The organism is uncultured Fibrobacter sp. (genome assembly GCF_947305105.1).
Lineage (GTDB): Bacteria > Fibrobacterota > Fibrobacteria > Fibrobacterales > Fibrobacteraceae > Fibrobacter.
Genome location: NZ_CAMZCS010000001.1, coordinates 242,852 through 266,654 on the forward strand (window position 1 = coordinate 242,852; position 23,803 = coordinate 266,654).

At 52.0% G+C, this 23,803-nt stretch carries 19 protein-coding genes; 7 read left to right on the plus strand and 12 right to left on the minus strand.

The genetic code is table 11. The features are described 5' to 3' along the window. The first annotated feature begins 14 nt into the window (after window positions 1–14). Window positions 15–518, plus strand: coding sequence for a hypothetical protein (locus Q0Y46_RS01035; RefSeq protein WP_297943840.1), 504 nt, complete (start codon window positions 15–17; stop codon window positions 516–518). Window positions 519–531: 13 nt separating this feature from the next. Here the strand turns inward: Q0Y46_RS01035 and Q0Y46_RS01040 are convergent, their stop codons facing one another. From Q0Y46_RS01040 to Q0Y46_RS01075, 8 genes are all read right to left on the minus strand, one after another. Then, on the minus strand, window positions 532–1,032 hold the full coding sequence (locus Q0Y46_RS01040) for a RidA family protein (protein WP_173843219.1): 501 nt from the start codon (window positions 1,030–1,032) through the stop codon (window positions 532–534). 119 nt (window positions 1,033–1,151) lie between these two features. Next, window positions 1,152–2,810 carry a sodium-dependent transporter gene (locus tag Q0Y46_RS01045; RefSeq protein WP_297943843.1) on the minus strand — a complete coding sequence of 553 codons (1,659 nt, stop codon included), beginning with the start codon at window positions 2,808–2,810 and terminating at the stop codon, window positions 1,152–1,154. 98 nt (window positions 2,811–2,908) lie between these two features. Then, complete coding sequence (locus Q0Y46_RS01050) at window positions 2,909–4,192, minus strand: chloride channel protein (RefSeq protein ID WP_366522465.1); 1,284 nt, start codon at window positions 4,190–4,192, stop codon at window positions 2,909–2,911. A gap of 173 nt (window positions 4,193–4,365) precedes the next feature. After that, window positions 4,366–6,639: an aconitate hydratase gene (locus Q0Y46_RS01055; protein WP_297943849.1), complete on the minus strand. Its 2,274-nt coding sequence runs from the start codon at window positions 6,637–6,639 to the stop codon at window positions 4,366–4,368. A gap of 121 nt (window positions 6,640–6,760) precedes the next feature. After that, window positions 6,761–7,348 (minus strand): hypothetical protein, encoded by a 588-nt coding sequence (locus Q0Y46_RS01060; protein WP_297943852.1) that lies wholly within the window; start codon window positions 7,346–7,348, stop codon window positions 6,761–6,763. Continuing rightward, entirely contained in the window at window positions 7,336–7,815 is a 480-nt protein-coding gene (locus tag Q0Y46_RS01065; RefSeq protein ID WP_297943855.1) for a hypothetical protein, read from the minus strand. Before Q0Y46_RS01065 ends, Q0Y46_RS01060 begins: the two co-directional genes overlap by 13 nt. A gap of 73 nt (window positions 7,816–7,888) precedes the next feature. Next, window positions 7,889–9,154: an ammonium transporter gene (locus Q0Y46_RS01070; RefSeq protein ID WP_297943858.1), complete on the minus strand. Its 1,266-nt coding sequence runs from the start codon at window positions 9,152–9,154 to the stop codon at window positions 7,889–7,891. 146 nt (window positions 9,155–9,300) lie between these two features. Beyond that, the gene (locus tag Q0Y46_RS01075; protein WP_290927376.1) at window positions 9,301–9,642 is read right to left on the minus strand and encodes a P-II family nitrogen regulator; all 342 of its coding nucleotides are present in this window, start codon (window positions 9,640–9,642) and stop codon (window positions 9,301–9,303) included. Window positions 9,643–9,910: 268 nt separating this feature from the next. On the opposite strand from Q0Y46_RS01075, the gene Q0Y46_RS01080 reads away from it, so the two are divergent. Together Q0Y46_RS01080 and Q0Y46_RS01085 are read left to right on the plus strand one after the other, a co-directional pair. Beyond that, entirely contained in the window at window positions 9,911–12,199 is a 2,289-nt protein-coding gene (locus Q0Y46_RS01080) for a cellulase family glycosylhydrolase (RefSeq protein ID WP_297943861.1), read from the plus strand. Window positions 12,200–12,214: 15 nt separating this feature from the next. Then, complete coding sequence (locus Q0Y46_RS01085; protein WP_297943864.1) at window positions 12,215–14,473, plus strand: cellulase family glycosylhydrolase; 2,259 nt, start codon at window positions 12,215–12,217, stop codon at window positions 14,471–14,473. Here the strand turns inward: Q0Y46_RS01085 and Q0Y46_RS01090 are convergent. Beyond that, a complete protein-coding gene (locus Q0Y46_RS01090) occupies window positions 14,442–15,305 on the minus strand; it encodes an arginase family protein (RefSeq protein ID WP_297943867.1) in 864 nt (287 codons plus the stop codon). The two genes, Q0Y46_RS01085 and Q0Y46_RS01090, sit on opposite strands and share 32 nt — an antisense overlap. 102 nt (window positions 15,306–15,407) lie before the next feature. On the opposite strand from Q0Y46_RS01090, the gene Q0Y46_RS01095 reads away from it, so the two are divergent. Beyond that, the gene (locus Q0Y46_RS01095) at window positions 15,408–16,361 is read left to right on the plus strand and encodes a bifunctional oligoribonuclease/PAP phosphatase NrnA (protein ID WP_297943870.1); all 954 of its coding nucleotides are present in this window, start codon (window positions 15,408–15,410) and stop codon (window positions 16,359–16,361) included. Here the strand turns inward: Q0Y46_RS01095 and Q0Y46_RS01100 are convergent. Genes Q0Y46_RS01100 through rdgB form a run of 3 tightly spaced genes read right to left on the minus strand, consistent with a single transcriptional unit; the run spans window position 16,358 to window position 18,905 of the window. Next, window positions 16,358–17,278 carry an SPASM domain-containing protein gene (locus tag Q0Y46_RS01100; protein ID WP_297943873.1) on the minus strand — a complete coding sequence of 307 codons (921 nt, stop codon included), beginning with the start codon at window positions 17,276–17,278 and terminating at the stop codon, window positions 16,358–16,360. The genes Q0Y46_RS01095 and Q0Y46_RS01100 overlap by 4 nt on opposite strands. A gap of 4 nt (window positions 17,279–17,282) precedes the next feature. Beyond that, a complete protein-coding gene (locus Q0Y46_RS01105; RefSeq protein ID WP_297943876.1) occupies window positions 17,283–18,245 on the minus strand; it encodes a tRNA-dihydrouridine synthase family protein in 963 nt (320 codons plus the stop codon). A 33-nt stretch (window positions 18,246–18,278) separates the two neighbouring features. Beyond that, window positions 18,279–18,905 (minus strand): RdgB/HAM1 family non-canonical purine NTP pyrophosphatase, encoded by a 627-nt coding sequence (gene rdgB / locus Q0Y46_RS01110; RefSeq protein ID WP_297943879.1) that lies wholly within the window; start codon window positions 18,903–18,905, stop codon window positions 18,279–18,281. Window positions 18,906–19,130: 225 nt separating this feature from the next. Here rdgB and Q0Y46_RS01115 point away from each other — a divergent pair, with 225 nt between their 5' ends. From Q0Y46_RS01115 to Q0Y46_RS01125, 3 genes are all read left to right on the plus strand, one after another. Continuing rightward, window positions 19,131–19,958 (plus strand): TIGR02147 family protein, encoded by an 828-nt coding sequence (locus tag Q0Y46_RS01115; protein WP_295682005.1) that lies wholly within the window; start codon window positions 19,131–19,133, stop codon window positions 19,956–19,958. Continuing rightward, a complete protein-coding gene (locus Q0Y46_RS01120) occupies window positions 19,955–20,842 on the plus strand; it encodes a hypothetical protein (protein WP_297943883.1) in 888 nt (295 codons plus the stop codon). Before Q0Y46_RS01115 ends, Q0Y46_RS01120 begins: the two co-directional genes overlap by 4 nt. A gap of 74 nt (window positions 20,843–20,916) precedes the next feature. Then, window positions 20,917–23,784, plus strand: coding sequence for a TIGR02171 family protein (locus tag Q0Y46_RS01125; protein WP_297943885.1), 2,868 nt, complete (start codon window positions 20,917–20,919; stop codon window positions 23,782–23,784). Window positions 23,785–23,803 lie beyond the last annotated feature (19 nt).

A 23,803-nucleotide genomic window follows, 5' to 3' on the forward strand; every position in this document is an offset into this window, starting at 1 on the left:
ACTAACCACTTCCCATGATCGACTTCGCCGCCTTACAAGATTTCGTCTTCAGCAACCGGGTGTTCGACTCGAACATCCACGGTCTTGCGCATTGGCGGCAGGTAGAGTTCAACGGGGTAAGCCTTGCGAAGGTTACGCATGCGGACATTACGGTGGTGCGCCTATTCGCGCTCTTTCACGACAGCAAGCGCGAAGATGACGGCTACGACGGCGAACATGGCGAGCGCGGGGCGGAATTTGCCAAGCAGTGCTTCGAGGAAAAGCTCCTCGACATTACGCAGGAACAATTTGAAAAACTCTACCATGCCTGCAAGTTCCATACAAAGGAACGTTCTACGGGCGATGCGACCATAGACACTTGCTACGATGCCGACCGTCTGGACTTGGGCCGCGTCGGTTTTGAACTCAATCCGCACAAGATGGCGACCGCTGCAGGCGCAAAAATTGCCCGCAAGTCGTTGACTGCGGGCGTTGATGTTTACGAAATGCGTGAATGGCTTAAGACCGTCATGCCGTAAGGCTTAGAGAGCCTTAGAGCAGCCAGTCGTTACGTCCCGTGAATTTGGATTCGTCTGCGATGACCTGGAATATGCAGCTCAATTCGACGACTGCGTTTTTCGGGAGGCTCGAAACGCCAACGGCCGTACGCGCATGATATCCGTTCCTTTCGAAAATTTTCACGGCGAGGTTGCTCGCTCCGTTCAGGATGGCAGCCTGTTCGTGGAAGTCGGGGTCGGATTGGATGAATCCCTGCATCTGCACTAGCTTGAGCGTTTCACCGGGTTGCAGCACGGACATCGCCGCTGCGATGCTATTGAGCAGGCAGAGACCCGCTGCCCTAGCCGCCACTTCGGGAGACATGCTGGACGGAACGGACCCGACATACGATCCGAGGTCGCCCTTGATGGAGGGAAGCTGCCCTGAAACATAGATGAGGTTGTCGATACGGTTCGCGGGAACGTACGACGCTAGTGGTTTCGGGCATGCCGGTAAAAACAAGCCCAGTTCTTCGATTTTCTTTTGGATGTCCATAAACGTTCCTTTATTTTTTCTTGAATACCTTTGCAAAGCAGAAGGCGCATAGCCCGATAATTGCTGCCCACGAGGTGAGCATAAAGACGAGCCCGCCGGTTGTGAATTCTGCGTCCATGTTATGCCTCCTTAGTCGTGGTTTCGTCGGAATTGCCGATAGGCATCTTCTGGATGCCCGAGCTTCGCCCGCGTTCTGCGGTACCGCCTTTGCGCCAGGCGTAGGCGATGGCGACGTTCAGCAAGACCACCAGCAAAAGCAGGAATCCGCGGAAGCCCCAGGTGAAATACAGTTGCGAGAATTCCGAGCCGAGGAAGGTGACCTTCGCGTCGGCGGGAATGTTGCTCAGCGTGATGAGCGGGAGCCCGTCGGTCAGCGTGAACGACACGAGCAGTATAATCAGGTAGGCCGGGCAGACATATTGGATGATGGGCCTGAAGAAGCGGGGGAGCTTGAGCTGCGAACCTTCGTTCATCAAGGCGAATGCTTCGTTATCTTCGGAGCCGTCGTCGGTCTTCACTTTTTTGCGACCGAGGATGAACGAGAACAAGAGCGCCTGGATAGCGCCGAACACCACGAGCAGGAACGTGCCGCCCCAGAAGTCGAGTTCGTCGACCGTGCCGGCTGCAAGCCCGAAGATGGCGGTGAGGCCGCCGATAAAGGTGATGGTGCTAATCGTCGTGACGGACTTTCTGCGGCTGAACTTGAGGTCGTCTTCGCAGAAGCTGATGAGCGGCTGGATGATAGAAATGGCGCTGGTGATGCCCGCAAAGAAGAGCAGGGCGAACCATACTGTTTGCAGGACTCCGCCAAGCGGGAGTGTGCCGAACACGTAAGGCATGGTCTGGAAGCCGAGCCCGAAGGTACCGAGCTTCGCGCATTCCTCGATGTTCGCGCCCGCGATGATGACTGCGATGGGGATGACGACCGTGCCGCCGATGATGATTTCGGCAAAGCCATTCGTGGCGCTGGCCGTAAGTGAAGAAAGCACGAGGTCTTCCTTGGGCTTGAGGTAGCTTGCGTAGCACCAGATGATGCCCATGCCGAGGCTCATGGTGAAGAACACCTGGCCTGCGGCCGCCATCCATACCTTGGGATTGGCGAGCTCGCTAAAGTTCGGGTTCCACATGAAGGCAAGCCCCTTGCCGATATCCGGGAGCGTAAGCACGCGCACCACGAGGATGATGCCGAGGATAAGCAGGATGGGCATGCAAATCTTGTTCACGCGCTCGATGCCCTTGCGCACGCCGAAGGCGAGGACGACCATATTGCAGGCGAACGTGATGAGGAAGAAGAGAATTGCGACGGGGATGGGGCCTACGCATGTCTTGAGCATGATGAAGTCGCCGAAGAACTGCGTCACCGCGGCGCTGCCCTGGGCCGTGACTTCCATGAGCTTGCCCGTGAGCGAGTAGTAGGCGAATGCGAGGATCCACGACTGGATGAACACGTAGTAGAAAACGATGAAGATGGGTGGCAAGAGGCCGATGGACCCCAGGTGCTTTGCCCAGGGCTTCTTCTTGCCGAAGATGATGTGGAGCGTGCTCGGGGCAGTGCCGTAGCCTTGCCTGCCCGCATAGCGGCCGAGTGTCCATTCCATCCATGCGAGCGGGATGCCCAGCAAGAGGAAGGCGATGAGGTAGGGAATGATGAATGCGCCACCGCCGTTAGTGGCTGCCTGTACAGGGAATCTAAGGAAGTTGCCGAGCCCGACTGCCGAACCGGCGACAGCGAGGATGACTCCTATTTTGGAGCCCCAGTTTTCACGATTGTTTTGCATGCTTTAAAAATAAGACAATCTCAGCGGCATGGCAACTGCGGAGTGCCTATCACTGCTAATAAAAACCACCTTGAGGGCTCGTAAATGGTCTTTGTAATCTAGCGCAGACGCAATTTCTTTTGTGCGTAGATTGACTTGCCACCGTTACAGGCGTAGGCAATCGTGCATACGATGAAGAATGCGGGGAGCGTGTCGAATCCGAAAATTTCTGCGCCAACAAGGATGGGGGCGAACAGCGTGTTCGTAGCGCCGCCGAAGACGGCTGCATAACCGAGGGCCGCTGCAAGCGGGAAGGGGACGCCTACGATTGCAGCGACGACAGCGCCGAAGGTCGCGCCGATGGTGAACAGCGGGGTGACCTCGCCGCCTTGGAACCCGACCGAAAGCGTGACGACAGTAAACAGCAGTTTTAAAATCCAGTCGTAAGCGTAGATGCCGGCATCGTTTGCCGAAAGGGCCGCTGCGTTGCCAAAGCACAAGTCGGTGAGGTTCGTGCCGAGGCCGGAATAACGCCCTTGCCAGAACAGAAGCAGCAAGGCGCTCAGGGCAATGCCCATGATGGCGACGCGCTTGACCGGGTTCGGAAACTTGAGCGCGAAGAACTTCTTGGATAGCGGGAGGAGCCTTGCGAAACCGCCACCGACAATCCCGAAGAGGATGCCGAGTACCACGAGTTTGAGGATAAAGTAAATATCAAGGCCGGCTTCGCCGTAGAACAGGCTTGCGATATTCCAGTCGGGCGAGAAAGCGTTCAAATCTATTGAGAATTTTTCATAGCCGAGCATCTCGGATACTTTGTATGCGGCCACGGCCGCGACTGTTGCGGGGAGCAAAGCAGCCATTTCGAGGTGGGCGGCAAGAAGGATTTCGAGCGAGAGCGCAATGGCTGCCATCGGAGTCTGGAAAAGCCCGGCAAAACCGGCGGCCATGCCTGCCACGAGTAAAACTCGGGGGGCGTTCTCCACATGGATTTTTGAACTCATGTTGTGCCCGAGGGTCGCACCAATCTGCATAGCCACGCCCTCGCGGCCTGAACTGCCGCCAAAGAGGTGCGTGACCCATGTGGTCACCATGATGAGCGGAATGAGGCGGAGCGGGATTTCTCTTTCCTTGCCGTGTGCAACATCGAAAATGATTCCCATGCCACGTTCCGAACCGTTGCCGAACTTGCGGTAGGTGAGCACGATGGCGATGCCGCCCAGAGCGAGCGCCGGAATCCAGTATAGTGGGTTTGCATCGCGGATAGCGGTGACATTTTGCAGGATAGAACCGAAAAATGCGGTGAGCGCACCGACAATGGCTCCGAGGACCAGCGCAACCGCAATTAGGATTGGCTGGGAAAGCCAATGCATCACTTTTTCCTTGAGTTTGGCCTTCGCCATGTTCATGGCCTGTTCCTTCATCTCGGGGCTCATGTTCCGGAACATCTCTTGCCAATTATTAAAATTCATCGCATACCCTTTTTTTCGCCGCCAAATTTAGAAAAATACCCTCGCTTTCGCGAGGGTCATTTTACCGTTAAGTTCTGGCAACAAGAAACTTGCCGAAGGCTCGATTACTTGTTGTTCGCGCGGATGAGGTTGAGGGCGGAACCTGCCTTGAACCATGCCCACTGCTGTTCGTTGTAGGTGTGGCTGAGGGCGATGTTATCGACCGAGCCGTCCTTGTGGTGGGCGACGAGCGTGAACTCGGAACCCGGGGCGAACTTGGTGAGGCCAACGATGTCGAACACGTCCTGTTCCTGGACCTTGTCGTAGTCGGCGGCGTTCTTGAAGGTGAGGGCGAGCATGCCCTGCTTCTTGAGGTTCGTTTCGTGGATGCGGGCGAAGCTCTTCACGATCACGGCCTTCACGCCGAGGAAGCGCGGTTCCATGGCAGCGTGTTCGCGGCTGGAGCCTTCACCGTAGTTTTCGTCACCGATCACGATGGAGCCCGTGCCCTTGGCCTTGTAAATCTTGGCAAGTTCGGGGACTTCCTTGTATTCACCGCACTGGCAGAGGACCTTGTTCGTTTCGCCGTTGAAGGCGTTCACGGCGCCGATGAGCATGTTGTTCGAAATGTTTTCCAAGTGACCGCGGTAGTTGAGCCACGGACCGGCCATGGAGATATGGTCGGTGGTGCACTTGCCCTTGGCCTTGATGAGGATCGGGGCTCCGGCGATGTCCTTGCCGTCCCAGGCCGCGAACGGAGCGAGAGCCTGCAGGCGCTTGCTTTCGGGGTTGATGGAAACGGTAATCTTGGAGCCGTCTTCTGCCGGAGCTTGGTAGCCGGCATCCTTGACTTCAAAACCCTTCGGCGGGAGTTCGCACTGCTCCGGCGGGTCGAGCTTCACGGCCTTGCCTTCGTTATTCACGAGGGTGTCGGTCATCGGGTTGAAGCGGATGTCGCCGGAGAGGGCGGCGATCACGGCCATGAGCGGGCTAGCCACAAAGGCGTGCGTGTTCGGGTTGCCGTCGGCGCGCTTGGCGAAGTTGCGGTTAAAGCTGTGGACGATGGTGTTGAGTTCCTTCTTGTCGGCACCGGCGCGGTCCCAACGGCCAATGCAAGGGCCGCAGGCGTTCGTCATGATGGTGGCACCGAACTGCTTGAACAAGTCGATGAGGCCGTCGCGTTCGGCGGTGTAGCGCACCTGTTCAGAACCCGGGTTGATGAGGAGCGGGCATTTCGGGCTGAGACCCTTGGCGAGGGCCTGCTTGATCATGTTCGCGGCCATGAAGAGGTCTTCGTAGCTGGAGTTCGTGCAGCTGCCGATGAGGGCGGCGCTTACGACCGGAGTAGATTCCGGCTTCGTTTCGGTAGCCTTGAGGGATTCTGCCATGTCGGTCACGGCGAATGCACGGTCCGGGCTGAACGGGCCGTTGAAGTGCGGCACGAGTTCGCTCAGGTTGATTTCCACGACGCGGTCAAAGAACTTTTCCGGATTTGCTTCGACTTCGGGGTCGGCCTTGAGGTCGGCGGCAATCTTGTCGGCGGCGTCAGCGACGTCGGCACGGCCTGTGGCGCGGAGGTAACGGCTCATGGAATCGTCGTAGCTGAAGGTGGAGCAGGTGGCGCCCACTTCGGCACCCATGTTCGCAATCGTTGCCTTGCCGGTAGCGGAGAGGCTGCGTGCGCCTTCGCCGAAGTATTCGATAATGGCGTTCGTGCCACCCTTAACGGTGAGGATGCCGGCGAGCTTGAGGATGATGTCCTTGGCGGTAGCAAAGCCCTGGAGTTTGCCGGTGAGCTTCACGCCGATCATCTTCGGGTACTTGAGTTCCCACGGGAGACCGACCATGGCGTCCACGGCGTCTGCACCGCCCACGCCAATCGCGAGCATGCCGAGGCCGCCAGCGTTCACGGTGTGGGAGTCGGTACCGATCATCATTCCGCCCGGGAAGGCGTAGTTTTCAAGCACCACCTGGTGGATGATGCCTGCACCCGGGAGCCAGCAGTCAATGCCGTATTTGGCAGAGACGGACTGCAAGAAGTCATAGACTTCCTTGCTTTCTTCCTTGGCGCGGGGGAGGTCCTTTTCGACACCTTCGCGGGCGATAATCAGGTGGTCGCAGTGCACGGAGCTGGGCACTGCCACGCGGGCCTTACCGGCGGTAGTGAACTGGAAAAGGGCCATCTGGGCGGTAGCGTCCTGCATGGCCACGCGGTCGGGGTGGAATTCGGCAAAATCCTTGCCGCGTTCATAGGTCCTGTTCTCGGCGCCATCGATCAGGTGGCTGTAGATAATCTTTTCGGCGAGGGTGAGCGGACGGCCCAGCTGCTTGCGGGCAGCTTCAACGCGGGCGGGAATGCGGGCATACACGCCCTGGATCATGTCGAAATTGAAAAGCATAGTTTAGAGCCTAGGGGTTAGGGGTTAGAATCTAGGGGTTTTGGCGCCGGGGGCGCGTTTTTCGGGGGCAAAGATAGAAAAATGGCTCCGTTTAGTCGAGCCCTAGAGGGTTGATTTTGCGCTACCACGGCAAATTATACTGGAAATTGAGCCCCCAGCCGCCCATGAGAAAATTATCATCTCTGACATATGGATGTTCATTGTGATGGAATCCGTATGCGACATAGTGGTAGTTTGCCGTTAATCCAAGGAGGAATCTTTCGTTAATATTGTAGCCTAGACGGTATTCGTAGCCCATGGTAATGGGCTCGCCATCGTCATAGGATGTGTGAAGAAGAAGCTGATTGTCGTTATCGGTTAATCCGCTTGCGCCAAGCAACCTTCCCAAGTAGGGGGCTATTTCGAACATTACATTGTTTTTGGTTATGGAAAAGATAACCGGTTTGAGGTAGACTTCCCAAAGAGAGACGCTTTTGTCTCCATTGGAATGGGAATAGCCGAACCGGTCGATTCCGATGGCGAACTTGAAGTCGACGATGTCATCGGATTCGTTGAAAATCCCTGCTTCGAACGCACAGTGGATGATTCCTCCTGGCTTATATATTTTGTTTTCCGATTGTATGCGACTGTCGCCAATAGAGGTGGATATGTAAATTGCATTTGCCTGGGCTACGCAAAAAAAGAGGAACGCGAGGATTATTCTTTGCATAGCGTCCATCCTTTTTCTCCAAACCAATGGAAGTATTCCTCGTAACTGGTGTAAGTCCTGTAATTGTCGGGGCTTTCGTATTTATTCCAAATGGAAATGTTTTGAATGTAATAGCCGTCTTTTTGGGGCCCTATTATTGTAACGTTGGCCGAGCCGTTCTCGATGTGGTCAAATGTCCAGAAACCGCTCGTTAGAGTCGAGTCAGTTGTGTCGGGAACATTGCGAGGTCCTTTGTATACCTTTCTTTGAGAGAATTGAATGGAATCCCTGATGCAACGTTCTTCGCAGTACAGATGTGAATCTGAATAATCGTTTCTGCTGATATAGATTTCTTCGTTATACAGGCACCCCTGCAAATCATCTAGCGATATTTCATCGGCAGCCTGGTTCTCTCCGCCTGCGATATAGGGACATCCTTGAAAAAAGAATGCTATTATGAATAAAATTGAAAGGTCCCTTCTTTTCATACAGATAAAATATAAGTAAAAAAGGGCGACACCGGTTGGAATCGGCATCGCCCCTGTTATTAGGAGAGTACTGTTACATGTTGCTGAAGATTTGGAATCCGCTGTAGGATTCTTGTCCGTGTTCGCTTTGGTCGAGGCCGCGGAGTTCTTGACGTTCGGTAACGCGGAGGCCCATAGTCTTCTTGATGGCGAAGAAAATCAGGCTAGCAGCACCGAAGCACGGGACAGCGTAGGCAGCGACACCGATGAGCTGAGTGAGCACGCTGTAGTCACCAGTCATATCGAAGATGCCCACGGCGATCGTGCCCCACACACCGTTCACCAAGTGAACCGAGAGCGCACCGACCGGATCGTCCAAGTGCAGGCGGTCGAACAGGAACACAGCACCGACTACGAGCACACCAGCGATGGCACCGATAATCCAGGAGGAGAGCGGGGTCACCACGTCGGCACCGGCAGTGATTGCCACGAGACCGGCAAGGCATCCGTTGAGGGCCATGGTGGCGTCGGGCTTCTTCGAGACAATCCAGCTCGTGAGCGTTGCGGTAATGATGCCTGCAACAGCGGCGAGGTTCGTGGTCACAAGAATCCAGCTAGTAGCCTTCGGGTCGCCGGAGAGGGCAGAACCGGCGTTGAATCCCCACCAACCGAACCAGAGCATGAACACACCGACAGTTGCAAGCGGAATGTTGTGGGCCGGGATGGCATGAACCTTTCCGTTCACGTACTTACCGATACGCGGTCCGAGAATCATCACGCCGGCGAGAGCTGCCCAGCCACCCACGGAGTGGACGAGCGTAGAACCAGCGAGGTCATGGAAACCAGCCTTGCCGATGGTCGAAAGCCAGCCACCGCCCCATGTCCAGCTACCCACGATGGGGTAGACGAGAGCCACGTAGACGAGGGTAAAGACCAGGAAGGAGTTGAGCTTCACGCGTTCGGCAACAGCACCAGACACGATTGTCGCGGCAGTGGCGGCGAACATGGCCTGGAACAGCCAGTCGGCAAACAGCGTGAAGTGGCCGTTGTAGGCTGCGGTGAAGCTATTGGGGTTCGCCCAGTCACCGATGCCGAAGCCTGCGAAACCGAGAATTCCGTTGAAAGTTCCCGGGTACATGAGCCCGAAACCAATCAGGGCGTACATCGTGATACCTATGGCGGGGACCGCGATGTTTTTGAATGCCACGTTGGCGGCGCACTTGGCACGCACAAGGCCCGCTTCCACGCAGGCAAAGCCTAGACCCATGATAAACACCAGCATGGCGCTGATCATGATCCAAATGTTTTCTGTCATAAAGATGGCGTCGCTGACAGGTACGACTTGTGTAACTTCGTTCATTGAAAAAAATCCTTTTAAATAGTGAATAGGGGTTAGAGATTAGGGGTTAGGATCTAGTGGAGATAATGGCGGCGTTGCCGCCCTTATGAGACTCACGCATTGCGTAATCAAATCCCTAGTTTCTAGAACCTAGCCCCTATTCCCTTTTATCCAATTGCCTCCGGTCCAGTTTCACCGGTGCGGATTCTGATGCACTGCTCGAGGCTCGTGACGAAAATCTTGCCGTCGCCGATTTCGCCAGTACGGGCGCCTGCGATAATGCCTTCAATGCATGGCTGCACGAATTCGTCGTTCACCGCAATCTTCAAGCAAATTTTCTTAAGCAAGTTCACTTCGGTGACGACGCCACGGAAACGCTGGTTGTAACCCTTCTGCTGGCCACAGCCCAGCACATTGGTAACGGACATCTTGAATATGTTTCTCTCGTAAAGGGCTTGCTTCACGAGGTTTAGTCTTTCGGGTTGGATGTAAGCTGTAACGAGCTTCATGTTCCTATCCTTTGGTTGAGGTTATCTTGTTACGCCACACATTATGCAAAAGGCGTGCCAAAATTCCAATTTCACGAAAAATGGCGAAAAATGGCTAAAAATTGGTTTTTTTGGCGAATCATTACAAGTTTTTGTTTTCCATATTGTGAAACCACTCCAAAAAATGTAAAACGCGACTGTGCACGCTTTTTTTGGGGGTTTTTTGTAAGAGAATGAATCGTTTTTATTTTATAATTGGAAGAGAACCCCCTTAAGAGTGGAGAATAAAATGAGATTGACTGCATCTGGAGTATTTCTCTTTGCCTTGTCTCTTGTCGCGCTGACTGCTTGCGGTGACGAAGTTACCAAGGTGACGCAAGTTACCGAGGTCAAACAGGTCCCTATTACGATGGTCTCGTCCGAGAAGGACTTGCCCGATTGCGGCGAGGATATCAACGGTTCTTTCGTCATTACCAAAGACAAACAGAAAGTTTTTGTGTGCTACTCCGAGAAATGGTACACCTTGAATGCGGTGGACGGCAGTTCCGAAGGCAAAGCCGGAGCGGATGGCAAGAACGGTACAAACGGTACTAACGGGAAAAATGGAACCAACGGCAAGGATGGTTCCGATGGTGAAGATGGCGTGTCTTGTACGGGTGTCGCTTTTGAAAGCGGCGACAGCACGGGCTTCAAAATCGTGTGCGGCACGGATACGCTGGGCGTGATTCTGAACGGCAAGGACGGCGTGGATGGTGCCGATGGCAATAATGGCCGCCACGGGCTGGTGCCGGGCCTTGCGAAAAAGCTCGCGAAGCGGATGAAACGTGGCATTAACTCGATGGCATTCTACAGCCCTGGCGAGAGTTTCAAAGGCTTTAATGATGAAGAAATGGTTTCAGACTGGGGCTATGACGAGTCCTCTATCAGGAACAAGTTAAGGAAAAGCGATTTCAAGATGATTGCGGATAAGGGCTTCGACCATATTCGACTTGTAGTTCAATGGGATGTGCATTTTGTAGGCGATTCCAGCAAATGTAATATTGACCCGGAATATATGAAGCAGGTCCGCTGGGCGGTGGAAAACACCAATGCAGCCGGGATGATTGCCGTGGTAGACGAGCATAATTTAGTCTTTGAGATGAAGCCGGGAGTCGACTTTAAGGGGAACGGTTATACTTATGCGCAGGTTGCTCCCTGTGAAAAGGCAATCTATAGGCAGATTATCGAAGAAATGAAGGATGTTTCGCCAGACTCTTTCGTTGTCGAACTTCCTAACGAACCCTCTGTAGATGCGTTTATCACGGCTGAACAATGGAATAACCTTGTAGACAGCTTGATACAGATTATTCACGGGGTGGATCCGGCGAGGGTGATTATCGTCGGAAGCCGAAATTATTATAGCAGGGATTATTTGAGCGAACTCAATCTCGATAATTCGGATGGACTTCTGATGGCGAGTTTCCACTATTATGAACCGTACTCTTTTACGATGAATTGTGGGGCGAACACTGCGCTTAAATTTAAGGACGGAAAAAATGTATGGGACGATACTTGTGGTACAGAACTTTGGGAAGGAACGAAGACCCAGATGATGACCATCTATAATGACTTTGAGGTGGCCGCTCGATGGTCAAAGACTCATGGCGATATACCTATCTATTTGGGAGAATTCGGAGTTAGGGAATTTGTTCGGGACACTACCAGCTCAGAAAAATGGTTGGGTGCTGTTGTACAAATTGCGGATCATTTTGGATTTGCGACCGCCGTATTCAGCTTTGATAGCGACACCCACCTGTATCACATCAAAAAGGATAAATGGGATACATATAAACTCCGTGCACTCTTCGATACAAAGGACAAGTTTGTCATTGCTGACCGGCCCGACCTGGATACGGTTTCCAAAACGGTTCTTCTGGAAGATTTTGGAGAGGATTTCCCGATAAGCAGGTTATCTTCTGAGCTGGGCAATGTCGAGAAATGGGAATTTAGTAGCAATTGTAAAGATGATCCTGATTGCAAAGTGGTCGTAACTTCTAATGAAAGCGGAACCAATATCGAATCGACGACGTTGGCTTCAGTTACGACGGAGAACGGCCATACAGATGATGGTCTCTATATGAAGTTTGTGGCGGATGCCCCGAAAGGGGTTAACCCCTATTTCATGCTGCAAGTCAATTTTGTTCCCTATACGGGACGCAGTCCCACATACCTTGATTTTTCTGACATGAAGGCGGTGTCGTTCTATGCCAAGGGGCAAGGGAGAATCAGGGTTGTCTTGCTAACTGCTTACAGCGATTCCATTGCTACGGCGGAGGGATCTGATTGGAATGCGGGTTTCAATGTTGAATATGCCTTGAACGACGATTGGACACAATACGTACTCTGGTCCGATGCATTGATCCCTGAAAAAAATTCCGTTCTTGAAAAGAAAGGTGGCGAGTGGGATAAGGCTAAGGACAGGGTCTATAAGATTGTGATAAAGCAAGGTGTCGATGTTGTTAGCGAAGAAAAATCCATCGTGGAATGGTACCTAGACGATGTCACTATTTATGGCATGGATCTGCAAAATTTCCAGTAAAAGGGAGGTAACTTTATGAAGTATTTAAACCATGTCCTTGCTGCATCTATTGCTATTCCGCTGGCCATGCTTTCCGCCTGCGGTGACGAGGTGACCAAGGTGACTCAGGTGACCGAGGTCAAACAGGTCCCTATTACGATGGTCTCGTCCGAGAAGGACTTGCCCGATTGCGGCGAGGATATCAACGGTTCTTTCGTCATTACCAAAGACAAACAGAAAGTTTTTGTGTGCTACTCCGAGAAATGGTACACCTTGAATGCGGTGGACGGCAGTTCCGAAGGCAAAGCCGGAGCGGATGGCAAGAACGGTACAAACGGTACTAACGGGAAAAATGGAACCAACGGCAAGGATGGTTCCGATGGTGAAGATGGCGTGTCTTGTACGGGTGTCGCTTTTGAAAGCGGCGACAGCACGGGCTTCAAAATCGTGTGCGGCACGGATACGCTGGGCGTGATTCTGAACGGCAAGGACGGCGTGGATGGTGCCGATGGCAATAATGGCCGCCACGGGCTGGTGCCGGGCCTTGCGAAAAAGCTTGTGAAGCGGATGAAACGGGGGATAAATGCTTCGGCGTTCTTTTCAGGAAGAGAAAATTTTAGCGAATTCGACGACAATATTTTTATGAGTGATTGGCCTTTGTATACAGATACTAGCAATTACGACCGATTGGAAAAGAAGCATTTCAAGATGCTAGCAGACAAAGGCTTTGATCATATACGCTTCCAAATACGATGGGATACTCATTTTATAGGGAAAAAAGCTGAATGTTTGATAAATCCTGAGTATATGAAACAAGTTAGGTGGGCTGTAGATAATACCATTGCAAACGGCATGATTGCTGTTGTCGATGAACATGAACTTCTGATGAGCCAAAGGGTGACGGATAATAATAAGGCTTCTAATAGTTATACTTACAAGACGGCTTCACCTTGCGAGAAAAAGATATATCAGCAGATAACAGAAGAAATGAAAGATATATCTCCGGATTCATTGGTTATTGAGTTGCCTAATGAACCCACTACGGATGAGTATATCACGGCGACGCAATGGAATGATTTGGTGGATAGCCTTATCCAGATTATTCATGGGATAGATCCGGCTCGTGTTATTATTGTGGGCAGCAGAAATTATTACAGTAAAGACAATTTGAATGAACTTCAGTTGGATGACCCGAATGGGCTTTTAATGGCGAGCTTCCATTATTATGATCCGTATAAATTTGCATCGAATTGTGGGTCTGGTGCCCCGCCTGCTGATACTTGTGGGAAAGAAACATGGGAGGGAACTAATAACCAAAAAATGGCAATTTATAAAGACTTTGAACAAGTGGCTCTGTGGTCTAGCTCTCATGGCAACATGCCTGTGTATCTAGGTGAATATGGAACGATCTATTATATCAAGGATACTGCCAGCGTGGAAAAGTGGTTGACCTCCATTACCCAAATTGCAGACTATTTTGGTTTTGCGACGTCGATGCATAATTTTGGTGGCGATTACTATGTGTATTATTTTGAAAAGGATGAGTGGGTGGATTACAAGCTCCGTGCGCTGTTCAATCCGAAGGATAAGTTTGTCGCTCCCAATCGCCCTGACTTGGATGCGCTCTCGAAAATTACGGTCATCGAAGACTTTGGGGATGATTTCCCGAAAAGCAAGTTGTCCAGCGACTTGGATTTGAATTTCAAATGGGGCTTCTACAATAGCTGCGAGGGCCGAACAACTTGCGATACGGTTGTGACGACCAACGAAGCCGGAACCCGCTCCGAAACGGCGACGATGGCTTCGTTCAAGACGACGCATGGACATACAGGAGATGGCCTTTACATGAAACATGTTGTCGACCTACCCAAAGATGTTTCTCCGTATTGGGCTTTAAACCTCAATTTAAGTAATGGCGGCGATTATGTCGATCTCTCCAAAATGGAAGCTATTTCCTTCTGGGCCAAGGGGCAGGGAAAAATAAGGCTGGTGCTTTTTACAGCCTATAGCGATTCCCTTGCCGCAAAGTCTAGTGATCCCGGTTGGAAAGCTGGCTTCTATGGAGAATTCAGTTTGAGTGACGAATGGACACGCTATGTAGTTTGGGTGGATGCTTTACTTCCCGAAAGGTACTCCGGATTGGAAACCATCGGTGGGGAATGGGCCAAGGCCAAGGACCGTGTCTATAAGATTGAATTCAAGAATGGCGATGGCATTCTTCAAGGCATGAAATCCACCATAGAATGGTACTTGGACGACATCACTATCCACGGGATGAATTTAGAAGATTTCTAAAAAAATCGACCAGTTCGCGGTTTGTGCGGTCGTTCAGTGCATCGGCTTCTTGGACGGAGTGGTGTTCGTCGCCTGCAAAATCGCGGGCGCGCTCCCCGCAAATATCCACGCCGATAATTCGGCGGTCTTTTGCAATTTCGGTAATAATGGCTTTCATGTGCTCAAGGCGGAGCGAGCCTTGGTCCCAGTTGGTGGCTGCATCGGCATGGGAGAGGGCGTCTTTGTCGATGCTGATGTAGAGATTAGACGAGAGACGAGAGACGAGAGACGAGAGAGATATAATCTCGCTTTCGGGGATGAAGGAAACTTTGTCAATGCGTGCGCCCGAAGGGTGCGAAGCAATCTCGGACTTGATTTCATCAACGAGGTGGTCGGCGACTCCGATAATGACAACGTTGTCTATGAACTTGTTTTCGTCCAGGACTTTCTTGACCCAGCCTCCGCAACTTAGAATGTCTCCGAATCGCGGCGGTTGCATGTCTGGATGGTGGTCGAATACCACAAGCGAGAACGGCTCCTGCATCATGTCGGTCCAGATTTTGCTCATGTAGTGGTAGTTGCCGTTGTCAAAAAAATGGATTCCTTCGGCATTTTTGATGCCGGCATCGTCAATCTGCTTGCGTAGGGCGGCAGCGGCTTCGTCGTCGCAATAGCAATCTGTTCCCGAAATCTGTTTGCCGTCTAGCCAAATGACCTGTGTCTGTTTTTCTTCGACTGTGACGGAGCCGACATTCTTGGATGTCGGGGCTACATTATGTGATGAATCTCTCAATGCCTGCAAGAAGGGTTGATCGGAATAGACGCCACTGAAATCGTGAATTGTGATTTGCATTACAGAAAGATAGGTTAATTGAAGGATTTTTGTCTTGTCCTGCATTTTACAGGCCCGTTTTTTTATCTTTGATAATGGATTTTTTATAAAAGGATGTTGACGATGATCGATGAAATGTTGCTGAATGTCAAGACTGCCGCCATTTTTGGGCATGTTCGCCCTGATGGGGATTGCGTCGGTTCTGCTCTTGCTCTTTATAATTATATCAAGGATAACTTCCCGCAGGTCGATGTCAAGGTCTTTTTGGAAAAGTTCCCCGAGACCTACGGAATCCTCAAGGGTGCCGATGCGGTTTTGTCTGAATATTCCGAGAATGTTTTTGCAGACGGCTGCGATATCGCCTTCCTTCTGGATGCCCCCTCTTTTGAACGAGTCGGTGCAAATGGCGTTCCTTGTATCAATAGCGCAAAATTTACATGCAACATAGACCATCATGTCAGCAATCCGCAGAATTTGTGTACAAAGTGCTTCTTGGAGGCGCAATCCAGTTCAACATGCGAGACACTGTACTTCTTGATGGACAAGGATAAAATCAGCACCGAAACCGCAAGCTGCCTTTACCTGGGCATTGTCCACGATACGGGTGCGTTCAAGTATTCGTGTACGGGCAAGCGCACCATGAACGTTGTGGGCGACCTGATTGACAAGGGTGTCGATTTTGCAAAAATCGTGAACGAAACCTATTATACGCGCACTTACAAACAGACTCTGATTACCGGGTTTGTTTTGGAAAACTGCAAGATGGGCCTTGACGGCAAGGTGGTGTATTCCATCGTGACCGAGAAGGATATGGAAAAATTCGATGTCCAGCCGGTTGACCTGAGCAACGTCATCGACACACTTCGTGAAGTGGGCGGCACGGAAGTCGCCGTGTTCATCTATCCGGCCAATGGCAAGTACAAGGTTAGCCTGCGCAGCAATTACATCGTGGATGTCAACGCTATCGCCAAGACGTTTGGCGGCGGGGGCCATGTCCGCGCGGCTGGCGGCGATTTTGAGTCGAATCCTGAATTTGCAATCCAGAAAATTCTTATGCTGATTGACGACCAGCTTTAGGATTTTTTTCGGGAAAATCTTTTGCAATACGAGCACGCCTTGCATAATGGGTGGCGTAGCTCGTTTTGTGCGAACCCTTCGCGGAGTTCGCGGGCGAGGGGTGCTTCGAAAATTTCGGCGAGGTTCTGTTCTTGGATGTTCCCGAGCGTGATTTGCCCGCTATGATCGAGGCAGCAGGCGACAACCCGTCCGTCGTGGAGAATGGCGGCGTGTGTTTCGAGGGCATGGCATGTGCCTGCGGGGTATTTGCTGGCGGTCACTTCGGCGGGCTCAGTGACCTTGCTCGTTTCCGGCCACTCGAATCTTGAATCCTCGTGGATGTAAAGTCTTCCGATAACGGGGAAACTCTTGTGCCGGCTGCAAAAGTGCCCCGGCGTGACCTCGACTCCGAACGTTTCACGGATGCGGCCGAGCATGTAGCGGTTCCAGGGCGTGGCTTCGGTTGCCCCTACGTTCCACAGGCGCAGATTGATGTAGAGGTCCGGACGCTCGACGGCGGCAAGCTGGCAAAAGTCAAGGACGTTCTGCAAGTAACGCTCCGCTGCCTCGCGGGGGAGTTCTGCGTAAGCGTGGGTCGAAAAGTTGACCTGCCGCACCGCTGGGCTGGCAATAATACTGCGGCCTGTGCGTTCGATGGTGGTACCGTTGGTGGTGAGCGTCAGCTTGAGCGTCGTCTGTTCCAGTTTCTTGAGGTAATGTACGAAACCGGGATGCAGCGTCGGTTCGCCGAGGACATGGAAAAAGACATTCTTCGCGTCAATTTCTTGCGCTCCGGCGATGCACGCATCGAAAAGCGGAGTTGGCATGAAGTTGCGCAGGGATTCGCTAGTGTCGCCGCTTTGTGTGCGTGTTCCGCACGGGCAAAAACTGCAGCGCAGGTTGCAGGAATCCGTTATTTCGATGTACACGCTTTCCATCGGCCTACTCCATGTCGAGCGACAATACGGCTGCGTCGTATTCGCTCAGGTTTCCTGCTTTCTTGATTTTCTTGAAGGCCTTCTTGGGAATGCTTGGTTCCAGGTATTCCCAGAAACTCTTGATGTGCGAGAGAATCTGGCTGTCGCCTTGGTAGGTGCAGCGTGCGTGTTCGTACAGCCTGCTGTGCATTTCAAGAATTTTGCTTAACAAGTCGCTTTCGCTGATAGAACCGCTGACGGCGTTTGCATCGGATGTTGACTTGTATTCGGCCGCGAGGCTTGGGCGGGCGAGCATCCCGCGCCCGATCATGATGCCTGCCAGCTTGGGGTAGCCCGCTTCCATTTTGCGCATCTGGCTAACGCTCGTGATATCGCCATTGTAGACGAGGGGGTGGCGGCATTCGTCGTAGAATCGCACGAAGGAGGTGTAGTCGATGGCTCCCTTGTATTGCTGCCTGCCGAGCCTTGGGTGGAGCGTGATGTGGGCGAGCGGGGCGTCGTTCAAAATGGGCAGCAGCGCGAACGCTTCGTCGGGGGAGTCCTGCCCGAGTCGCATCTTGACGGAAAACTTTATGGAATTCTTGGCGGTAAACCGCGCGATTTCGTCCATGATGCTTTTGACGGTCTGGGTGTCGCTCAGCAGGCCAGCTCCGCGGTGGCGGCTGACTTGCATCGGGAAGGGACATCCCATGTTGAAGTCAATTTCCGTGAACCCTTTTTGCATGATGGCGTCGGCGAGAGTCTTGAATTCGTTGACGCTGTTCGCGATGATTTGCGGTACGGTTCTTGCGTCGGCAGTTAAATCGTGGTCGTCATCAATGTCGCGCAGGTCCTTTTCACGGGGGCGGCCATTTTCTATCCGCAGGAAGGGCGCGTAATAGGCGTCGACCCCGCCAAAGATTTCGGCATGGGCCTTGCGGTAGATGCCGGTAGTGTAACCTTGCAGCGGGGCGAACAGGACTTGCATGGCGCGGTTCCGTTGTAGGCGCTTTTGCCTGTGTTACTTGTGGAGAGCCTTTTTCAGTGCGCGGATGGCGTTGCCGCGGTGGCTGATGAGCTTTTTCTCTTCGAGTTCCATCTGCGCGAACGTGCGTGTTTCGCCATCGGGGACAAAGAGTGGATCGTAGCCGAATCCCATGTCGCCAACGGGGCCGTGGTTGATTTGCCCGCGGCATTCACCCTCGAATACGATGGGTTCACTGATGGCGAGGTTCCCGCTAGCATCCTTGGTGATGGTCTGGTAGGCGAGGGCGCAGAAGTAGCGGGCCTTGCGGTCGGCAATCCCTTCGAGCTTTTTCAGCAGAAGGTTGTTGTTCTCGTCGTCGTTGCCGTGGCCGCCGCTGTAGCGGGCGCTGTAGATTCCCGGTTCGCCGTTCAGGGCGAAAACCTCGAGCCCGGAGTCGTCGGCGAGTACGGTCGCTTCGATGCCGCGCTTGGCAAGCCAGCGGGCCGTGGTGCTCGACTTGATAATGGCGTTTTCGGCGAACGTAGTGCCGTTTTCAATGATTTCCTCGTCGAATCCGATGTCCTTCAATGTCTTGAATTCGTAGTGGTCCGTGCCCAGAATGTGGGCGAAATCCCTGATTTTTCCGCTGCTTGCGGTGGCGATGACGAATAAGTGTTTCATGGGGTAGTCTTGAATTGGGGTTCCTTTGCAGCGCAAATTTAGAAAAATCGAGCTTTTATGCCTACAAATGCACTTCTTGACGGAACCGCTTTACTTTTAAGTGTATCATGAAATTGTAAAATTTCGCATTTTTTGTTGTGAAAATTGCGAATTTTTAATAAAAATTAAATAATCGTATCATCACCTATTGACTTTGCTTTGAAAAAATATATATTCATCCATGTTATGAAGTCCATAATCGAATACGAGAATTACCGCACCTATATGCAGGATTTCTACGACCAGCGTAAGCGCTGCTCGGCGTTTTCTTGGCGTGAGTTTTCTCGTTTGGCAGGCTTTTCGTCGCCCATCTATATCAAACTGGTTTGCGAGGGAAAGAGCAACCTGAGTCAGATTGGGGTGGAACGCGTGGCCGCGGCCATGGGACTTGCCGGTTACGATCTTGTGTATTTCCGTTCTCTTGTGGCGTTTTGCCAGGCGAAGAAGGACGCCGACAAAATGCGCGCCTACGAAGAAATGGTAAAGGTCGCAAGCGCCAACAAAGTGCGCGAACTGGACAACGTCCCCTTGCTTTTTTACGAATCATGGAGAATTCCCGTGCTTCGTGAATTGGCCGCCCACATGCCGGGGGCGACTCCCGGCGATTTGGCCCGCCTTTGCTATCCGAAAATTTCGGCTGCGGAGGTGAAGGATTCACTTGCCTTTCTCGTGAAAGAAGGGCTTCTCAAGAAGACGTCGGAAAATTCCTACGAGCAAAGTGAAAAGCGCGTGAGAGTCTCTGGCGAGGCGATGCCGATAGCGGTGAGGGCCATGCATCGGCAGATGGCTGAATTTGCAAAAAATGCCGTGGACGAAGTTTCCCCCATGGAACGCAACATTTCCGGGCTCACCTTGGGCCTTACATCTAGGGCGTACCAGCGTGTTGTTTCGGAGTTGGAATCGTTCCGTCAAAAAATTATTGCCATCGCGACAGAAGAAGATGGCATGGACCAGGTCTATCGATTGAATTTGCAATTGTTCCCATTGACCCGAAATAAGAGAGAGGCGGTATGATGGAAAGCTTTTTGAAAATAGTCGGTGTGACGACACTTTTAATGTTGTGCGCTTGTTCGGACAAACTGGCTGGCGGTTCGTGGGAAGACACGAATGCGTCTAATGAGAATTTACCCACTGGTCTGCCTAATTCGTCCGATACTTCTGCAGAAACTCCGAACAGTTCTGTCCATAACTCCGATGCGCAAGTAGTCGCTTATTCTAGTTCCTCGAATGCAGATGAAGGTACATCTTCTTCGTCCGCCCCGTCAAATTCGGTTGTTCTCGTTCCGTATTCGGAATCAAATTCAACGGATTCGGTACCGACATCCGAGAATGAACTCCCGAAGGGAAACATATCTTCAAGTTCGTATGCAATGTCCCCAGGGCCCGCAGTTGGTGCAGCTTCATCCAGTGCTACAGCCATGCCTAGCTCATCTAATTCCCAAAATAAGGGTGCGGATACTACTAGTTGGGTGGATCCTTCTCCGGCACTGGACATTTCTGTGGAAACGATTAACGTAGGTTCGCAGGTCTGGATGAAGAACCTCGGGGCAGGCGGAGCCGCTCTTGATTGGGACAGTGCCATGGCTCCTGAGGCCTGTCCGAATGGCTTCCGCCTGCCGACCTATGGCGAAGCGGATACTCTCTTGCACATGAATGCCGACGGCACGTTTGCCGACAGGAGCGAAGACGGTATCGGTATCATTACGGGAGGCTCCAAGCGTGTGAGGGCTTTGGGCTGGCTACCCGAAAATAAAGCGGAAGGTGGAAAATTCTGGACGACAGAAGAATTTGGTGAAACGGGCGCGTACTACTTTGCAGTATCTGCTACAGATGACGATGCCCTATTGCATGGAGATCTTAGGACGAATGCGGCCTATGTCCGCTGTATAAAAAAATAAACGAGTGTCTTCTCTGACTGATCCACTGAACCGAAACCTCTCTCTACGGTTCAGTGGATTTTTTTATATTTGCGATGATGTTACTCGAACCGATGACTGCAAAGCTGGTTTGGTTAAGGTCCGTTGCCTTGTTGTCCGTTTTTGCCGCCCTTGCGCTATTCCTGGCATCTTGTTCGGATTTGTACACCGATTCTGCTAGCTCCCTTTTGCCTGACGAATTTTCCTCGGTCGGCGTTGGTCGCGATTCTCTTGACGAAGATATGGTCCTCGTTCATGCAAAAGGGGCTCACGTGACGCTCGGCACGGAAGATTCTGCGGTCAAGGTGAACGAGCGGACGAAAATGAGGGTGGAATTTGACTACGATTTTTCGATAGGCAAGCACGAGGTCACTTGCGGAGAGTTTAATAAATTTGCCAAGGCGAAAAAATCTGCGCTCAAGAACCAAGTGCCTTGCAAGTCGAGTAACCTGCCGGCAACAGAGATCACCTATTTTGATGCGGTGCTTTTTGCAAATGCCAAGAGTGCCGCGATGGGGGTGGATTCCGCTTATTCGTACCTGCATGCCATTTATGACGACGACGGAATTTGTGTTAACTTGGAAGGGCTTGTATTCAGGTCGGAAGTGAACGGCTATAGGTTGCCTACCGAGGCGGAGTGGGTACTTGTCGCAAGTCAGGGGTGGAATCCGTCGGAATCCTGGAATGCCTCTAATTCAAAATACCAAATCCATGAGGTCTGCAAAAAAAAGAAAAACGAATTGGGCCTCTGCGATATGGCAGGGAATGTCGTCGAATGGACGAATGATTGGATGGGAGCGTTCTGGGATACTACGGTAGTCGACTTTATGGGGGCCTCAGACCGGAACGGTGTCGGGGAGCGTGTTCTCAAGGGGGGCTGCTATAAGAACTATGCGGAAAATATTAACCTGTATGCTCGTGGGGATGTGTATACGGTGACGTCTTCGACCAAAGCGGAGTATGTCGGGATGCGCCTTGCGCGCGGTCGGGTGCCTTCGCCGGAGTGGCTAAACGCATCCGGAAGGGTGGAAGCGTCGAAGACATTCCTTGTCGCGAATTTTGCGACGCTGCGGAATGTCGTTAGCATGGACAAGATAAAATTGGTATTTCGTGATGATATTACAGGCAACTTGGTCTTTGTCGATTATTCGAGCGGCGCGTTGGCCTTGACCGAAATAAAGGATACCTTGAATGCGTATCATCCGGATATCTCGCCGGATGGCTCGAAGGTTGCGTTCTGTACGGGTTTGGAAGGTGTCGACGGTTCTTCTGGCATTTATGTCAGGAACCTGGACGCAAAGGGCTCGGGTTTGGTAAAGTTGGATGTGAAAAATGCTGCGGTCCCCCGTTGGCAAGTGACTCCGGACGGCGACACGGTAATTGTCTACGTGACGGATTCCGGTAACAACAAAAACGAGTCGGAATGGCGCTCGAAGAGCACGTGGAAGGTGAAGTTCAAGAAGGGGACCTTTGGAAAACCGGAAAAACTCTTTGACGGGGCGTATCATGGCGGGATTACCGAGGATGGCCAATTTGCCGTTACGGGCTCCCAACTGCTCAGGGTGAGGGTCGGTGGGCGCGATACGGTGTGGTACAACGGCGAGCAAGCTTGCAATGTCTCGCTATCGAGGGAACGTATCCGTCGTGTCCTTTTCCTTGATTTCGGATCGAAGACGGGGGAGGCTTTTGTCGGGGAGAACTATGACACGCATGAACGCTTGCTCGTCATGGATACGGCAGGAACTCTGGTGAATTCGTTTGCCGCTCCCGAAGGCTTTACGTTTGACCATAGCGAGTGGGCACAGAACTATGCGAACGACTGGAGACGCGAAATTGCGGTTGCAACGCTTGCCAACAAGAACGGGATGCATTCAAAAATTGTCGTGCTGAATATGGCCGACAGCAGCTTCACGGAACTTGTTAGCGGCACTGAACTGTGGCACCCGTGCTTGTGGATGAATGCTTCGTATTCCAGAACGAAAAAAACGGAATTTGATCCTGACAGTGCGGGAATTTACATGAATTCCCTCGATGACCCGAATGCCGTGATTTCTTTGCGGTACAAGATGGAACTGCTTTGGAAGTTCCGTGACATGGTGCAGGTTGCAATCATGGGGTCGTCGCGTCCCCTGTATTCCGTGTCGCCTTCCTTTTTGAGCAATGGCTATTTTGCCGTGAACCTGGCGCATACTCCAAATTCCATCTACGCGATTAGGGATTACTACATGCGCTATGTCAATCCCCATCTGTACAAATTGAAATTCCTGGTGGTTTCGCTAGATATTGATTTCTGGAATAAGATGGATAATTCCAAGGCCGACAACTTCTTTGCCAAGGAATACAAGCGTTATCCGGGATATGTGTACGACGAGAACCACAACTATTGGAAGGATAGCAATCCGCGGGAACTTTATACGTACACCTCGCAAGCCCCGTATGATGACACTCTTGCGCGGCGTATTTACCACACTGACCGGGGGCGTTTCATTGCGAACGGCTGCGCTTCGGATGGATGGGGTGGGAAAAAACCGGAAGTCGGGCAGGACTCTACATTGTACGACGACGCACCTGAATTGATCGATAACAGCATGGCCGCGTTGGATTCGATTATCCGGGTTGCCGCGAATAAGAACGTGACGGTAATCGGAGTTATTTTCCCGCAAAGCCCGGCATACAAGAAAACTGGTGCGTTTGGCCGTTACGGCATGCGCAGAAGCCTTGCCAAGAAGGTTATTCAAAGGATTGATGACTTGACGCGGGTCTACTCCAACTTTGTATTCTGGGATATAAACCAGATGGGAGACCATGATTTTGGTGATGATATGGCGACGGACTATGACCATTTGTGCAGTGAAGGGGCAATCCGGCTTTCTATAAAGTTGGATTCCGTGATTACCGCTATTGAGAAAAAGAATAGTCATTAAGTCATTTTATATATTATAA

What these genes read in the sequence shown, in the direction of transcription:
- Q0Y46_RS01045 (WP_297943843.1), bottom strand. Translation starts at nt 2,810, where the DNA reads ATGCAAAACAATCGTGAAAACTGGGGCTCCAAAATAGGAGTCATCCTC.
- Q0Y46_RS01080 (WP_297943861.1), top strand. Translation starts at nt 9,911, where the DNA reads ATGAGATTGACTGCATCTGGAGTATTTCTCTTTGCCTTGTCTCTTGTC.
- Q0Y46_RS01050 (WP_366522465.1), bottom strand. Translation starts at nt 4,192, where the DNA reads ATGGCGAAGGCCAAACTCAAGGAAAAAGTGATGCATTGGCTTTCCCAG.
- Q0Y46_RS01040 (WP_173843219.1), bottom strand. Translation starts at nt 1,032, where the DNA reads ATGGACATCCAAAAGAAAATCGAAGAACTGGGCTTGTTTTTACCGGCA.
- rdgB (WP_297943879.1), bottom strand. Translation starts at nt 18,905, where the DNA reads ATGAAACACTTATTCGTCATCGCCACCGCAAGCAGCGGAAAAATCAGG.
- Q0Y46_RS01060 (WP_297943852.1), bottom strand. Translation starts at nt 7,348, where the DNA reads ATGCAAAGAATAATCCTCGCGTTCCTCTTTTTTTGCGTAGCCCAGGCA.
- Q0Y46_RS01095 (WP_297943870.1), top strand. Translation starts at nt 15,408, where the DNA reads ATGATCGATGAAATGTTGCTGAATGTCAAGACTGCCGCCATTTTTGGG.
- Q0Y46_RS01070 (WP_297943858.1), bottom strand. Translation starts at nt 9,154, where the DNA reads ATGAACGAAGTTACACAAGTCGTACCTGTCAGCGACGCCATCTTTATG.
- Q0Y46_RS01065 (WP_297943855.1), bottom strand. Translation starts at nt 7,815, where the DNA reads ATGAAAAGAAGGGACCTTTCAATTTTATTCATAATAGCATTCTTTTTT.
- Q0Y46_RS01105 (WP_297943876.1), bottom strand. Translation starts at nt 18,245, where the DNA reads ATGCAAGTCCTGTTCGCCCCGCTGCAAGGTTACACTACCGGCATCTAC.
- Q0Y46_RS01120 (WP_297943883.1), top strand. Translation starts at nt 19,955, where the DNA reads ATGATGGAAAGCTTTTTGAAAATAGTCGGTGTGACGACACTTTTAATG.
- Q0Y46_RS01055 (WP_297943849.1), bottom strand. Translation starts at nt 6,639, where the DNA reads ATGCTTTTCAATTTCGACATGATCCAGGGCGTGTATGCCCGCATTCCC.
- Q0Y46_RS01125 (WP_297943885.1), top strand. Translation starts at nt 20,917, where the DNA reads ATGATGTTACTCGAACCGATGACTGCAAAGCTGGTTTGGTTAAGGTCC.
- Q0Y46_RS01090 (WP_297943867.1), bottom strand. Translation starts at nt 15,305, where the DNA reads ATGCAAATCACAATTCACGATTTCAGTGGCGTCTATTCCGATCAACCC.
- Q0Y46_RS01085 (WP_297943864.1), top strand. Translation starts at nt 12,215, where the DNA reads ATGAAGTATTTAAACCATGTCCTTGCTGCATCTATTGCTATTCCGCTG.
- Q0Y46_RS01035 (WP_297943840.1), top strand. Translation starts at nt 15, where the DNA reads ATGATCGACTTCGCCGCCTTACAAGATTTCGTCTTCAGCAACCGGGTG.
- Q0Y46_RS01115 (WP_295682005.1), top strand. Translation starts at nt 19,131, where the DNA reads ATGAAGTCCATAATCGAATACGAGAATTACCGCACCTATATGCAGGAT.
- Q0Y46_RS01075 (WP_290927376.1), bottom strand. Translation starts at nt 9,642, where the DNA reads ATGAAGCTCGTTACAGCTTACATCCAACCCGAAAGACTAAACCTCGTG.
- Q0Y46_RS01100 (WP_297943873.1), bottom strand. Translation starts at nt 17,278, where the DNA reads ATGGAAAGCGTGTACATCGAAATAACGGATTCCTGCAACCTGCGCTGC.